Annotated in this window: 14 protein-coding genes and 1 tRNA gene; 11 read left to right on the forward strand and 4 right to left on the reverse strand. The window is 51.7% G+C overall.

The annotated features are described in order from the left end of the window. Nucleotides 1-101: 101 nt before the first annotated feature. Complete coding sequence (locus EFA69_RS04875; protein ID WP_123131951.1) at nucleotides 102-1562, reverse strand: DEAD/DEAH box helicase; 1461 nt, start codon at nucleotides 1560-1562, stop codon at nucleotides 102-104. A gap of 531 nt (nucleotides 1563-2093) precedes the next feature. Here EFA69_RS04875 and EFA69_RS04885 point away from each other — a divergent pair. From EFA69_RS04885 to EFA69_RS04900, 4 genes are all read left to right on the forward strand, one after another. Next, nucleotides 2094-3431, forward strand: coding sequence for a dihydroorotase (locus EFA69_RS04885; RefSeq protein WP_123132000.1), 1338 nt, complete (start codon nucleotides 2094-2096; stop codon nucleotides 3429-3431). A gap of 45 nt (nucleotides 3432-3476) precedes the next feature. Next, on the forward strand, nucleotides 3477-4091 hold the full coding sequence (locus EFA69_RS04890) for a hypothetical protein (protein ID WP_123131953.1): 615 nt from the start codon (nucleotides 3477-3479) through the stop codon (nucleotides 4089-4091). A gap of 133 nt (nucleotides 4092-4224) precedes the next feature. Continuing rightward, a tRNA-His gene (locus EFA69_RS04895) sits at nucleotides 4225-4301 on the forward strand. Nucleotides 4302-4498: 197 nt separating this feature from the next. Further along, complete coding sequence (locus EFA69_RS04900; protein WP_123131954.1) at nucleotides 4499-5422, forward strand: PfkB family carbohydrate kinase; 924 nt, start codon at nucleotides 4499-4501, stop codon at nucleotides 5420-5422. Nucleotides 5423-5513: 91 nt separating this feature from the next. On the opposite strand, the gene EFA69_RS04905 is transcribed toward EFA69_RS04900, so the two are convergent. Then, a complete protein-coding gene (locus EFA69_RS04905; RefSeq protein ID WP_123131955.1) occupies nucleotides 5514-5891 on the reverse strand; it encodes an STAS/SEC14 domain-containing protein in 378 nt (125 codons plus the stop codon). A 155-nt stretch (nucleotides 5892-6046) separates the two neighbouring features. On the opposite strand from EFA69_RS04905, the gene EFA69_RS04910 reads away from it, so the two are divergent. Next, nucleotides 6047-6361, forward strand: a complete 315-nt coding sequence (locus tag EFA69_RS04910) for a hypothetical protein (protein WP_123131956.1) — start codon at nucleotides 6047-6049, stop codon at nucleotides 6359-6361. Nucleotides 6362-6427: 66 nt separating this feature from the next. Further along, nucleotides 6428-6706: a hypothetical protein gene (locus EFA69_RS04915; RefSeq protein WP_123131957.1), complete on the forward strand. Its 279-nt coding sequence runs from the start codon at nucleotides 6428-6430 to the stop codon at nucleotides 6704-6706. Nucleotides 6707-6866: 160 nt separating this feature from the next. On the opposite strand, the gene EFA69_RS04920 is transcribed toward EFA69_RS04915, so the two are convergent. Both EFA69_RS04920 and EFA69_RS04925 read right to left on the reverse strand, forming a co-directional pair. After that, complete coding sequence (locus EFA69_RS04920) at nucleotides 6867-7685, reverse strand: serine hydrolase (protein WP_245964498.1); 819 nt, start codon at nucleotides 7683-7685, stop codon at nucleotides 6867-6869. A 192-nt stretch (nucleotides 7686-7877) separates the two neighbouring features. Next, nucleotides 7878-9602, reverse strand: coding sequence for a M61 family metallopeptidase (locus EFA69_RS04925; RefSeq protein ID WP_123131959.1), 1725 nt, complete (start codon nucleotides 9600-9602; stop codon nucleotides 7878-7880). A 244-nt stretch (nucleotides 9603-9846) separates the two neighbouring features. Here EFA69_RS04925 and rpmH point away from each other — a divergent pair, with 244 nt between their 5' ends. The 5 genes from rpmH to EFA69_RS04950 all read left to right on the forward strand — a co-directional run bounded on the left by rpmH (nucleotide 9847) and on the right by EFA69_RS04950 (nucleotide 13586). Next, nucleotides 9847-10005, forward strand: a complete 159-nt coding sequence (gene rpmH / locus EFA69_RS04930; protein ID WP_074988011.1) for a 50S ribosomal protein L34 — start codon at nucleotides 9847-9849, stop codon at nucleotides 10003-10005. A 35-nt stretch (nucleotides 10006-10040) separates the two neighbouring features. Beyond that, a complete protein-coding gene (gene rnpA / locus EFA69_RS04935; RefSeq protein WP_123131960.1) occupies nucleotides 10041-10448 on the forward strand; it encodes a ribonuclease P protein component in 408 nt (135 codons plus the stop codon). A gap of 36 nt (nucleotides 10449-10484) precedes the next feature. After that, nucleotides 10485-12143: a S41 family peptidase gene (locus tag EFA69_RS04940; protein ID WP_123131961.1), complete on the forward strand. Its 1659-nt coding sequence runs from the start codon at nucleotides 10485-10487 to the stop codon at nucleotides 12141-12143. 221 nt (nucleotides 12144-12364) lie between these two features. After that, a complete protein-coding gene (gene tsaB, locus EFA69_RS04945; protein WP_123131962.1) occupies nucleotides 12365-13054 on the forward strand; it encodes a tRNA (adenosine(37)-N6)-threonylcarbamoyltransferase complex dimerization subunit type 1 TsaB in 690 nt (229 codons plus the stop codon). A 7-nt stretch (nucleotides 13055-13061) separates the two neighbouring features. Beyond that, nucleotides 13062-13586 (forward strand): DUF2480 family protein, encoded by a 525-nt coding sequence (locus EFA69_RS04950; RefSeq protein ID WP_123131963.1) that lies wholly within the window; start codon nucleotides 13062-13064, stop codon nucleotides 13584-13586. The last annotated feature ends 102 nt before the right edge of the window (nucleotides 13587-13688 follow it).

Raw genomic sequence — 13688 nt, forward strand, 5'->3', positions numbered from 1 at the left:
TCTATGCTAAAACAGAAGAGCCGCAGGCGTAAACCTGCGGCTCTTCTGTTTTAGGCCTGTTTTAGAAAAAGGAGCCGCTAAACGGCTCTCTTTCAAAGCGGTTAGCGCTTGCCGCGTTTGCTTTTGCTGGCCCCGCCAGACTTGGTTTTCTTCCAGCCGGCTTTCTTGGCATCTCTAACTTTAGCGCCCTTTCCAATATTTTCGCGCTTGGGGTGGGCCTTTTTCTCGTGGAACGCACCTTTGAACTCGGGGTTCTCGCGGCGTTTCTGGTTATCCAACTCCCGTGCTATCTCCTGTTGCTCGTCAAAAGGCGTGTTATAGACCTGAACCTCCTCTGGCAACAGCTCCTGCGGAATCTGCATTTTGATGAGCTTCTCAATGCGGTGGATGTGGTACAGCTCGGCCTCATTGGCGAAGGTGATGGCGGCACCTGTTTTCTCGGCCCGGCCGGTGCGGCCAATGCGGTGCACGTAATCTTCGTAGATGATGGGTACGTCAAAGTTGATGACGTGGCTTACGTCTGTGATGTCAATGCCGCGGGCGGCCACGTCTGTAGCCACTAAATAGCGTACTTCGCCGTCTCTGAACGCCTCTACCGCGTTAATGCGGGTGTTCTGGCCTTTGTTGCCGTGCACCACGCGTACGCCGCCCTCGCCTTTGCGGTCCAGGAAGGAGCTCACGTTGTCGGCGTTGGTTTTGCTGCGGGTAAAGATCATGACGCGGTTAAACGTCTCCTTGTCTTTGAAGAGGTACTCCAGCAGGGCAATCTTGGTCCGGAGGTTGGGTACCTGGTACAGCACCTGGCTCACCGTCTCCACGGGCGTGGCCTGTGGGGTAACCTCCACCACCATAGGAAACTCCAGAAATTCCTCAGACAAGATGTGCACCCGTTCGTGCATGGTAGCCGAGAACAGGAGGTTCTGCCGCTTGCGCGGAATAATCTCCAGAATCTGGCGGATCTGGGGCATAAAGCCCATGTCCATCATCTTGTCGGCCTCGTCCAGCACTAGCGTCTTCAGCTCTTTCAGGATAACTTCGCCTTTGCGGTAAATGTCCATGAGGCGGCCGGGGGTGGCTACCAGAATGTCAATGCCAGCCTGAATACGCTCAATCTGCGATTTTGGGCCTACGCCGCCGTAGATGCCTACGGTGCGCAGATCAAGGTAAGCGCTGAACTTCTGGATGTTCTCCTCTATCTGCAACACCAGCTCGCGGGTGGGGGCCAGAATGAGCGCGCGCGGATGTTTGCCCTGCGCGTATTTCACCTTCATGAGCAGCGGCAGCACATAGGCGGCGGTTTTGCCAGTGCCGGTCTGCGCGATGCCCATCACATCATGCCCCGCCAAGGCCAGCGGGATGGTCTGCTGCTGCACGGGCGTGGGTTTCTCGTAGCCCAGTTCAGAGATGGCGTTCAGGAGCTGTTTGTTCAGCTTGAAGTCCTCGAAGGTGAGCTGCGCATCAGTCTCTTCCTCGCTGTCCTCGGTGGCAGCGCCCTCCGTTGGGGCTGCGGGTATGGTTTCGTCCTGCTCCGGTGTCAGGTTTTCGTTCTCTTCTTCTATCATTGGTGCAAAGGTACGGGTTCTAAGTTAGAATACGTTTAGGGGCTGGTTTTGGGAAAACAGGCTTAAAACGTAAACGGGGGAAAGACCCTCGTAGGAGCTGCGCACACTACGAGGTCTTTGAAGCAAGCGTCTGCTGCGTGGTGTGTGGCTAACCTGTGAGGTTTTCAGAACCGAACAAGTTTGAAGCTGCCTGGCGCGAGACTGCAGTCTCGTGGCTTAGGATGAAGCGAGTCTCCAGACTCGCCGGGGACCACCAGCCGGAACACGGGAGTCTGGAGACTCCGTTCATCCATGGGCACGAGTCTGAAGACTCGCGCCAGCGTGGGTTTAAGGCCTCTTTTTCCAAACTAACCCCAAAACGCGTTCCCGACTCAGAACTCAAAACTCAAAACTCAGAACTGAGGACTATTTTTTGACCTCGTAGTGTCCGCAGGTCCTACGAGTGTCTCTGTCGACATCTGTTTTGGGCCTGTTTTCAGAAAAACGGCCCCTAAACGTATGTTTTCACGGGAGCCCGTTTATCTTAGCAGCATGAACAGCATCCTCATCAAAAACGCCCAACTGGTAAACGAGGGCCAAATCCAGACGGCCGATGTACTGGTGAAAGACGGTTTTATCCACGCCATAGGGCAGCACCTGAACGCCATAGCAGATACCACCATAGATGCCAAGGGCCAGTACCTGCTGCCCGGGGTCATTGACGACCAGGTGCATTTCCGGGACCCCGGCCTCACCCACAAAGCTGATTTATACTCTGAACCCCGGGCGGCGGTGGCCGGAGGCGTGACCACGTTCATGGAGATGCCCAACACGGTGCCCAACGCCACTACGCAGGAGCTGCTGCAGGAGAAATATGACACGGCGGCGCAGAAGTCTTTGGCCAACTACTCGTTCTTCATGGGCGGCACCAATGACAACCTGGAGGAAATCCTGAAGACCGACCCACGTACCGTCTGCGGCATTAAGCTGTTCATGGGGTCCAGCACCGGCAACATGCTGGTAGACAACGTTCACACGCTGGAGGAAATCTTCAAGCAGAGCCCCATGCTTATTGCCACGCACTGCGAGGACGAGGCCACCATCCGAGCCAACATGCAGCAGGCCACTGAGCAGTACGGCGATGCTATTCCCATGGGCATGCACCCTGAGATCAGGAGCGTGGAGGCCTGCTATAAATCCAGCAGCATGGCGGTGGAACTGGCGCAAAAGCACAACACGCGCCTGCATATCCTGCACATTTCCACCCTGGAGGAGTTGGCGCTGTTCAGAAATGACATTCCGCTGGAGCAGAAGCGCATCACCGCCGAGGTCTGCGTGCACCACCTCTGGTTTGACGCGGCGCAGTACGAAACCTTGGGCGCGCAGATCAAATGCAATCCTGCTATCAAAGAAGCCCGTCACAAGCAGGCGCTTTTCCAGGGTTTGCTGGACAACCGCCTGGACATCATCGCCACTGACCACGCGCCGCACACCTGGGAAGAAAAACAGTCTGACACCTACAAAGGCGCACCGTCTGGTTTACCGCTGGTGCAGCACTCCCTGCAGGTAATGCTGGCCTTCTATAAACAGGGCAAGATTTCTCTGGAGCGAGTGGTGGAGAAAATGTGCCACGCCCCCGCCATCTGTTTCCAGGTGGAGAAACGCGGCTTTATTAGGGAAGGCTACTGGGCCGATTTAGTATTGGTTGACCTGGAGCAGAATTTAACCGTCACCAAAGAGAACGTGCTGTACAAGTGCGGCTGGTCTCCGCTGGAAGGTGAAACCCTACCCGGAGTAGTAACGCACACCATTGTGTCTGGGCATCTGGCTTATCAGAACGGTGCTTTTGATGAGAGCAAGAAGGGGGAGCGGGTGTTGTTTAGCCGGTAATTGGCAGTAAAAAGCTAAGGAAAGAATGCTTTAGTAGGGGAGTCCATGAGAGTTTTGATACTTGTCTTTTTGCTCATTAATACTGGCGCTGTTGCCCAATCAAAGCAAGACAGCCTACTTATTGTGGATGGATCAGCCATAATTCAAGAAATGAAGCTGATGTGGAATTATGATCAGGCGGTACGGGAGTATATCCACTATCAAACCTTTGACAAACATAAGACTGATAGCATAGAAGCGCTTCCTGCTCCTGTAAAAGAACGTATTCTGGATTCCTTGAAGTTGACGAAGAGTTATTCTAATAAGGTGTGGGATAACTATATTATACCTTTTGATCATTTGCATACTAAAAGAATGATAGAAATCATCAAGAAGTATGGGTTCCCATCAAATAGTAGAATTGAAAAGCTGTTAAACTATAAGATGGAGTTCCATACCTACATGATTCTCCTACATTCACCTAAAGAATACGCGCAAGAATTGATTGCGCTGGTAACAACTGAACACAAGAATGGTAACTTTCCCAATAAATGTCTTTACGGACATTTGCTGTGGCATTTGAACGGTAGGAGCAATATGAAATATTTCTTGGAGAATGGTTATGTGTTTGAAAAGCAGCCTGATGGTCAAACAACATTAGTTCCCAAGAACTGTGAATAGCATAGCGTTAACTTCATGCTTTGTAATTAGCTAAGTCGTTCAGAGCGTCGTCACTTGAAAAAATTTAGAGAAATTAGCTTTTAAAACTTGCGTTGAATATCCAAAGCCGCTACTTTTGCTATCCAATTACACGGTGGCCGTAGTTCAGCTGGTTAGAGCACCAGATTGTGATTCTGGAAGTCGTGGGTTCGAACCCCATCGGCCACCCCAAAAAGCTCCTGATTCGTCAGGGGCTTTTTTCGTTTTGGGCGAAAATGTAGCAGGTCGCAAGTATCGCGGATCAAGATAAATTCCTGAGAAATGATACTTCTGCAGAATTGATACATTTGCTTCTCAAGAGGTCACTAAAATTATCGTGCTACGCGATACGTGTTACTTGATACGTCTCGCGCATAACTGTAAAACACATGAGTCTATTAGTAATCGGGTCAGTGGCGTTTGATGCGCTGGAAACTCCGTTCGGGAAACGGGACAAGATCATCGGCGGCGCCGGAACCTTCATCGCCTTGTCGGCGGCCAACTTTGTGCAGCCGGTGAACCTGGTGAGCGTGGTGGGCGGCGATTTCCTCAAATCAGACATTGAAATGATGCAGAGCAAAGGCATCAACGTAGATGGTCTGCAGATCAAGGAAAACGAGAAGTCGTTCTTCTGGTCGGGACGTTATTTCAATGACATGAACAGCCGCGAGACGCTGGTGACGGAGTTGAACGTGCTGGGCGATTTTGACCCGATCATTCCGGAGAGCTACCAAGACTGCCAGTACCTGATGCTGGGCAACCTGGCCCCGCAGGTGCAGCGGCAGGTGATAGAGCGCCTCACCAACCGCCCCAAACTGATTGTGATGGACACCATGAACTTCTGGATGGACATTGCCCTGGAGGAACTGGTGCAGACTATTGGCATGGTAGACGTGCTCAGCATCAACGACGAGGAAGCCCGCCAACTGAGCGGCGAGTACTCTTTGGTGAAGGCGGCCAAGAAGATCATGGCCATGGGGCCTAAATACCTCATCATTAAGAAAGGGGAGCACGGCGCGCTGTTGTTCCACGGAGAACAGGTGTTCTTTGCCCCGGCCTTGCCGCTAGAGGAAGTGTTTGACCCAACCGGCGCCGGCGACACATTTGCCGGGGGCTTTATTGGGTACCTGGCCTCTACGGATGATATCAGTTTTGAAAACATGAAGCGGGCGGTGATCCACGGCTCGGCCATGGCGTCTTTCTGCGTGGAGCAGTTTGGCACGGAGCGTTTGGTAGATCTGCAGCCAGACGAAGTGGTGAGCCGGGTGCTGGAGTTTGTGAAACTGGTAAATTTCCAGCCGCAGAACGCCTAAGCTGGTTTTGGGCAGTTTTGAGAAAAACGGCCGCTAAACGCCATAAAAAAGCGGGGGCTCTTGATTGTTCAAGAGCCCCCGCTTTTTTGTTTTATGAGACGGACTGCAGCCAGTTCCTGGCCTCTTCCAGACTACCGAAATACTGGATCTCAATTTGCCCGCTTTGCCTGATCTGCTTGTTAGTGGCTTCTACGCTCATCTTCCCGAAGATGTCTTCAGGAATGAGGAAAGCCATGTGCCGCACGCCCGTATCAAGCGCCTTCGGGAACCACTCGCCATCAATCCACTTCTGGCTTTGCTGCTGAATCACTCTGGTTTGGCTGGTATCTACCAGAATTTTGGTAAAACCAGACTGCTGAGCCAAAGACAGGCTCTCCAGAGCAATTGCCTTAAACTCCTTGTGCTTTAAAAAACCGCTGAAGGTGGTTAAGACTGCTTGTAAGGAGGTATCTAGTTGGTTTGCAATCATATAAAAACAGAAGAGACAAAGATACGGCCAAAATTAATCAGCAATTCTACTTTATTTCTTTACCTTAGGTTAGGCGAAGTTAAGCCATACCCATCAGACACGCCTCTATTCTTCCCGGCTTTTGCCTAGCTTGGCTATTGAGAGTAATAACGTATATGCAGAAAAAAGAGGAAACCGCTTTGGCTATTTTTGTAGGGGCCTTGGTGTTCTTAGCGTTGGAGGTAGCGGTCTATTACGGGTTAGCCACTTGGCTGGTGCCCACAGACCCTGAGGTGGAGGAGCAAGGTGGTTCCATTGTGCGCAACTGGAACAAGGTCATGTACTTCATCTTAATTTACATGGGCGTGTTGGTGGGGGCGCTGCTGTTTGCCAGTTCCCAGGTGCCTAAAACCTACCGCAGGCATGTGCTTTTCTGGTTCTACCTGTCTTTGCCCACCCTGCTGGTGCTCCTGGTGCTCGCTTTTAGCTGACCAGACCGTATACTTTTGCCCAAGCTGCTCGTATAGAAGGTATGATTTAACCAAAAGGAGGATATTATGAGCAGCAATAAGAAAAATCACAGCGGAGAAAAGGACAATACGAAGGGCGGTTTTATTGATAATACGGACCAAAACCACCTCACCCAGAACGACCCGCCCCAAACCCCGGAAAGTAGCTACATGAGCTCCAAGAGCGGTGGCACCACCATCCAGGATGAGCGCAGCGTGTCCAGAACCGGTAATAACAACCGCGAAGGCGTGAACCGTGCCTACGGAGATGGCGGTGACCGTCCTCGTAGTAACCCAAGCGACAACCAAGTGGATAGAGGTAAATAAGAATTACCGCAGATATAAAAAAGGGAGGCCGTTCTTTAAAAGAGCAGCCTCCCTTTTTTATGTCTGCCTCTCAAGTAAGGCATGGTAGAGTTAAATTTCCCGCGCTCAGAACTCAGGACACAGAACTCAGGACACAGAACTCAGAACACAGAACTCAGAACTATCTTGCCGCGTGCCGGTAAATCATCTGGGAGACGTTGGCCATGGCGGCGGTAGCGGCAGAATCATTGTCCCAGTCTTTGGAGAGCAGCACCAGCACATATTTTCTGCCGTCAGGCAGGAAGACAATGCCGGAGTCATGGCGCACTTTGGTGATCCAACCGGTTTTATGGGCCACTTTCACTTCCTTGGGCAGCTTGGCCGGAATCACATCCTTGAATTTCTGGTCCAGCAGAATCCTAATCATTTCCTGGGAGGCGGCCGGGCTCACCGTTTTGCCTCGGGCCATCTGCTGGAAGAGTACCATTAGGTCATACGCGGTAGTAGTGTTGTTGAGGCCTTGCTGGTACGCTTTCCCGTCTTCCACCCCGCGCAACACCTGCATGTTCTTGGCCCCCAGCTCCCGCATGGTTTGCGTCACCTTGCGGGCATCAAGCTGCTCTATCACTAAGTTAGTGGCCAGGTTGCTGCTCTGGATAATCATTTTGTACAGCAGCTCAGAGAGCGGACGTTTCTGCCCCAGAACCTTGTAGAGTTCCTGTTCGCTGTCGTCCTGGGGGCCAATGCTGAACGGGCTGCCGTCTACAATGCTCTTGAACTCGTTTTTCACCAGCAGCGAGTCTGAAAGGGAAAATCTGCCTTGGTGGGCCTGGCGGTAGGCTTCTATGAGTACGGGCGTTTTCATGGTGCTGGCCGCGTGGAAGCTTTCGTGCTCGTTTAAGAGCAGTTCCTCGTCGGTTTGCAGGTCTTTGAAGGCTACGGCAAAGGTGCCCTTCTGTTGGCGTAGTTCTTGGAGAACTTCCTCCCGGAGCGATGTCATGTTCTTCTGAGGTTTAGTGGCGGTGCAGCCTAGCAATATAAAAGCCAGGGCGAGGGCGGAAACGTAAGGGCGCATGATTTTCTGGTTTAGTCGTCAAGATAGCGAGGCGCTATGAAATAAACAGAAAAAGGAAAGCTTTGCGTTTAGGGGCTGTTTTTGGAAAAACGGCCCCTAAACGCAAAAGAAGGTTTCTTAGAACTTCTGGTTGAGCCAATGTTTGAAATTAGTTTGCTGCTCCGGCGTAGCCGAAGGCAATTTGCTCACCCGGTACTGCGGCAGGTGCAACTGGCCGTCTGGCGCAAGCGTCACCGTCTGTAGTTGCCTCTGCCGGAAAAGCGTGACTTCCACTTCGGCTTTGCCCGTGAGCAGGTGGGGGAGATTACCGTTCTCCAGTTTTCTGCCGTTGAGGGCAATGAGTTCATCATCAACGGAGAGAACCTGCGCGGCGGGAGAGCCAGGAGCCACGTACGCAATAGTGGTGGCCGCCGGGGTCGCCGCATTCAGCCGGAAACCGTACAAGCTCTCATACACCTGCCCCGATGGCAGTTTCTCCAGTTGACAGCCCACGTACTCCAGTGCCGGGGTGAGCCACTGCTCAAAAGGAATAGTCCCAAAGATCATTTCCTGGAAATAGTGCTCTAAAGAAATGCCCGCTACCTGCTCGGCCAGCCGTTGGTAATCTTCCTCAGAGTAACCTATTCCTTTCTGCCCAAATTCCTGCCACATGCGCCGCATCACCTCATCTAGCGAGCGGGTGTTTTGGGTGGCGCGTCTGATTTCCAGGTCCAGCACCAGCGCGGCAATGCAGCCTTTGTGGTAAATGCTCACTTTGCGGTCTGGGATGCCGGGTTTGTAGCCGTCTAACCAAGTGTCAAAAGAGGAATCTGCGACGGAGAGGTGCTGCTCGCCTTGGTCAACGGTGTGGCGTTTGAGCACCGTGTCCAGCTCCTGAAAGTATTGCTCTGCCGTGAACACGCCGCTGCGGGCCAGCAGGTAATCACCGTAATAGGTGGTCACGCCTTCGGCCACGTAGCCGGTCCTGAAGTAATTCTCCCGCGTGAAATCATACGGCAGCATTTCCTTCGGCCTTATTTGCTTGATGTTCCACGTGTGAAACAGTTCATGGCAACTCACGCCCAGCAGTTCCTTGTACAGCCCCGGTGCCATGAGCTGTTCCGCCGGACCCAGCGTGATCACCGTGGAGTTCAAATGCTCTACCCCGTGGTAATGCGGGTAAGGCAGCAGGATGTTCAGGAAATGATAGTCTGCAACCGGGAAGGTCTCAAACAGCGCCAGTTGCTCCCGGGTGAAAGCCCTGAAATGCGGAATAATCTGCTCCCAGTCAGGCGTGCAATCGCCCTGGAACCACACGTGGAACGGGATACCCTGCTCTTCATACACCTGGTGCTGCAAGGTGGCGCTGGCCATGAAGGGAGAGTCTACCAGAAGATCAAAGTCTTCGGCCTGAAGGATGTGCGGTTCCGGTTGGGGCAGTCCGCAGGCAATCTGCCAGTGGGCGGGAAGGTCTACGGATAACGTGCAGAGTTCCTGTTCCTGGCCCACTACCGTAAGCAGGCAGTTCACCGGGTTCACGTACAGGAAATCAGGCGCCAGCCAGGAACCGCCCGCATCCATCTGCCGGGCGTAGAAGTTGTAGCGCACCTCAAGGGTTTGCTGGCCGTTGGTTTCCACGCGCCAGCGGTCTTTGGTTTCTTTGTGGCAGGGCAGGGTAGAGCCGTCTGGCGCGGCTACGGTAATTTCCTGCAGCTTCTGCGCGAAGTGCTGGAGCTCATAGCGGCCGGGGCGCCAGGCCGGCAACTGGAGGCTGATCTCCGCGGCGGCGATTTGCGTGAACGTGGCTTTTATCTGCAGGTAGCCAGACAGTGGGTTCTGGAAGGAAATATGATAGTGCGGCACAGTTTTCTGAGGCTAAAAAAGAAATGGAAACTTAAATTTACGTGAGTTGTTGCAAGGTTATCTGTTTTTGCCCTTATTTCCGAAAAACGGCCCCTAAACGCGTTTCTGGGGCGCTTGCCGCGTAGTGCAGCTTTTAGCGAGGCGGGATAACGTGCAAATACTCAAATTAAAATGTGGGAAGTGGCTTGGTTTATCAAAATCCATTTTATAATTTTGCAGGCCTTAATAAAATGTTTAGTGTAAGATGAAAAGAACATTCCAACCTTCGCAACGCAAAAGAAGAAATAAGCACGGTTTCCGCTCAAGAATGGAGACTGCCAACGGACGTAGAGTATTAGCTAGCAGAAGAGCTAAAGGCCGTAAGAGACTGACCGTTTCTGACGAAAGAAGACATAAAGCCTAATTTTTCTGAGTAGCTCGCTGCAAGGCGCCTTGCGAATGGGTACCTTCACTGAACATTCTGCAGAAGAGCAACCGCTTTCTTATAGATTTCCGAAAGAAGAACGTTTACGGAGCAAAAAGCTAATTGACCGGCTTTTCCGTGAAGGTTCTTCTTTTAACTTGTATCCGCTTAGGTTTGTGGTGTTGCAGGTGCCGGAGCCGTCTGAGCCCCCGGTTCAGATTCTGGTCTCCGTTTCTAAGCGCCACTTCAAAAAAGCCGTAGACCGCAACCGCCTCAAGCGGCAGATGCGCGAAGCCTACCGCTTGCACAAACACGTTCTGGATCAGGCTTCTACCGCCGGCGGAACGCGCTATATTGCCATTCTCTACATAGGAAAAGAAAAAAATCCTTTCAAAGTTATCTGCAAAAAACTAAATTCAGGATTAGAGCGTTTGCTTAGCTAAAGTATTCCCTTTTTCCGTTTTTTCACCTCTGCAGATATGTTGAAGAAGACTTTTGCCGGCCTCCTGGTGGCGGGCACTGCGTGGGGCCTGTTCTCTTTCACAGACGGCTCTGAGCGCTATTTCGATATCGCCAAAAACCTAGACATTTTTGCCACGCTCTTCAAGGAGGTGAACACCTACTATGTAGACGACGTGGCTCCCTCCAAACTGGTGCGCACCGGCATTGACGCCATGCTCAAGTCGCTGGACCCGTACACCAACTATATTCCCGAAGACGATATTGAGGATTTCCGCACCATGACCACCGGGCAGTACGGCGGCATTGGGGCTTTGGTGGGCAAGCGGGACGGCCGCACCATCATCTCTTTGCCCCATGAAGGCTCCCCGGCCCAAAAAGCGGGTCTCATCATTGGCGATGAAATCCTGAAGATTGACGGCGTAGATCTTTCGGCCAAAGCAGACGGAGACGTAAGCCGGTTGCTCAAAGGCCAGGCGGGCACGGTGGTGAAGCTGGAGATTAAACGTTTTGGGGTAGACAAACCCATGGTAGTGGAGGTAGTGCGCGCCAACATCCAAATCAACAATGTGCCTTATTATGGAATGGTCACTCCGGAGATTGGTTACTTGCAGCTGTCTGGTTTCACGGTAGATGCCGGCCAGGAAGTGCGCAGGGCGGTAGCCAGCTTGAAGGAACAAGGAGCTAAGAAAGTGATTCTTGACCTGCGCGATAACCCCGGTGGATTGTTGAACGAGGCGGTGAATATCTCCAACCTGTTTCTGCCCCGCGGGAAAGACATTGTCAGTACCAAGAGCAAAGTAGCCGACTGGAACAAAATGTACAAAGCCCTGGATGAGCCGCTGGATGTGCAAATGCCCTTAGTAGTCCTTACCAGTACGAACAGTGCCTCTGCCGCCGAGATTGTTTCAGGTGCCCTGCAAGATTATGACCGCGCTGTGCTGGTGGGGGAGAGAACCTTCGGGAAGGGATTGGTGCAGATGACGCGCCCGCTTTCCTATAACTCCCAGCTGAAAGTGACTACGGCTAAATACTACATCCCTAGCGGAAGATGCATCCAGGCTATTGATTATGCCCACAGAGACGCAGACGGTTCTTTGCACAAAACACCAGACTCGTTGCGGGTAGCTTTCAAAACCGCCAACGGGCGCGTGGTGTATGATGGCGGAGGAATCAGTCCAGACCTGGAGGTGAAAGAGCAGCCGGTGCCAGACATCATCCGGAAACTCCTTTCCAAAAACTACATCTTTGATTATGCCACCAGGTTTAGAGCAGCCAATGCCTCCATTCCGCCGGCCAAAGAGTTCCGCCTTTCTGATGCGGAATACCAGAAGTTTGTCTCTTACCTGAACGGGAAAGATATTTCTTATTCCACAGATGTGGAGAAGGCTTTAGATAACATGATCGCGAAAGCCAAGGAAGACAAGCACTATGAAGAGGTGAAGACCGATATAGAGCAGATTAGAAAAAAAGTGGCCACAAACAAAAGCAACGACCTGATCAGGTTTAAAGCCGAGATAAGCGAGCTGCTGGAGCAGGAGATTGTTTCCCGGTATTATCTTCAGAAGGGTTTGGTGGAGGCCACCTTCAATGATGACAAAAATATCATGGCGGCTGTAGAGGTCCTGAACAACCCAACCCGCTATAAGACCTTACTGACCACCAGTGTCAAAAGATAGTTGTCACACTATATATAATAGAGCAGGGTTGTTTTTGATTTGGCGCAGTTCCTGGTTTGGGGCTGTTTTAGGAAAAACGGTCGCTAAACAGTCAACGCTTTCAACTGATAAGTTGCCAATCTTGGTAAAGATATAGAGTATAGCAGGGGCAACCGGTAACGGTTGCCCTTTTGTTTTAGAATAGCGTAGCTTTGCAGTAGAACGTTTGGCTTATCCCATACATGGCATACATACTATCTTTAGAGACTTCGTCTACCGTTTGTTCCGTGGCTTTGCACCTGGATCAGCAGTTGCTTTCTTATGCAGAACTGCAGATGGAGAAATCGCACTCCTCTCACATTACCGTTATGGTGGAGCAGGTGGTGGGGCATGCGGGGGTGGGGTTGGAGCAGGTAGATGCCATTGCGGTTTCCGGCGGTCCGGGTTCTTACACCGGTCTGCGCATAGGGTCGGGCACGGCTAAAGGGCTTTGCTATGCTTTAGACAAACCTTTGATCTCGGTAGATACGTTGTGGGCCATGGCGCATGCGGTTATAGAAAGTGTCCCTGCGCCGGAGCAGTACTTGTACTGTCCTATGATAGACGCCCGGCGTGCAGAAGTATACACCTGCCTGGTAGATCATGCTTTGGAGGTGCATCTGCCTGTAGAGCCTATGGTACTGGACAGCGCCAGTTTTGCCTCAGAATTGGAAAAATGGCCTCTAATCTTCTTCGGGAGCGGAGCGGCCAAAGCCAAAGAACTCCTGGCCCCGCACCCGAACGCTTTTTACCTTGACAATGTTAAACCTACAGCCAAGGCGATTGGGACATTGGCATACGCAAAGTTGCAGGCGAAGCAGTTTGAGGACGTGGCGTATTTTGAGCCTTTTTATTTGAAAGAAGTCTATATCACTAAACCCTCAGGGAAATAAAGGAAATATGGAAGAGTTTGTAAACCGAGTGGCCAATAGCGGCCTGATCACGCTAAATCTGGAGGAGTATCTGCACCCAGGTGAACGGGTGGTGTATGATATAAAAGACAACCTGTTTCACGGTCTCATGTTGCGTGAGAAAGATTTCAGAGCTTTTGTGAAAGAGCATGATTGGTCGCAGTACGCAGGAAAGAACGTAGCCATCATTTGTTCAACCGATGCCATAGTTCCTACATGGGCCTATATGCTGTTGGCGACAAAGCTACAGCCCTACGTGAACCGCTATGTGTTCGGAGACCTTGATTCACTGGAACAGGCGTTATTACATGATGCCATTGCTACAATAAATCCCGCAGATTATCAAGATGCCAAAGTGGTGATCAAAGGGTGTGGCCAAATACCCGTGCCTACTTTTGCTTATGTAGAAATCATGCAGAAGCTGTTGCCAGTGGTAAGTAGCGTAATGTATGGTGAGCCCTGCTCCACAGTGCCAATCTATAAAAAGCCGAAGGATAAAGTAGCTACTACCTAATCCTATTACTGGAGCACATAGAGGCGGGTGGGGTTTAGGGGCCGTTTTCGGAAAAGCGGCCGCTAAACGCCACCCGCCTCCCTTTTATGGGTCGGGAGGCCC

Origin of the sequence: Rufibacter immobilis (assembly GCF_003721565.1) — a bacterium.
Taxonomy (GTDB): Bacteria; Bacteroidota; Bacteroidia; order Cytophagales; family Hymenobacteraceae; genus Nibribacter; species Nibribacter immobilis.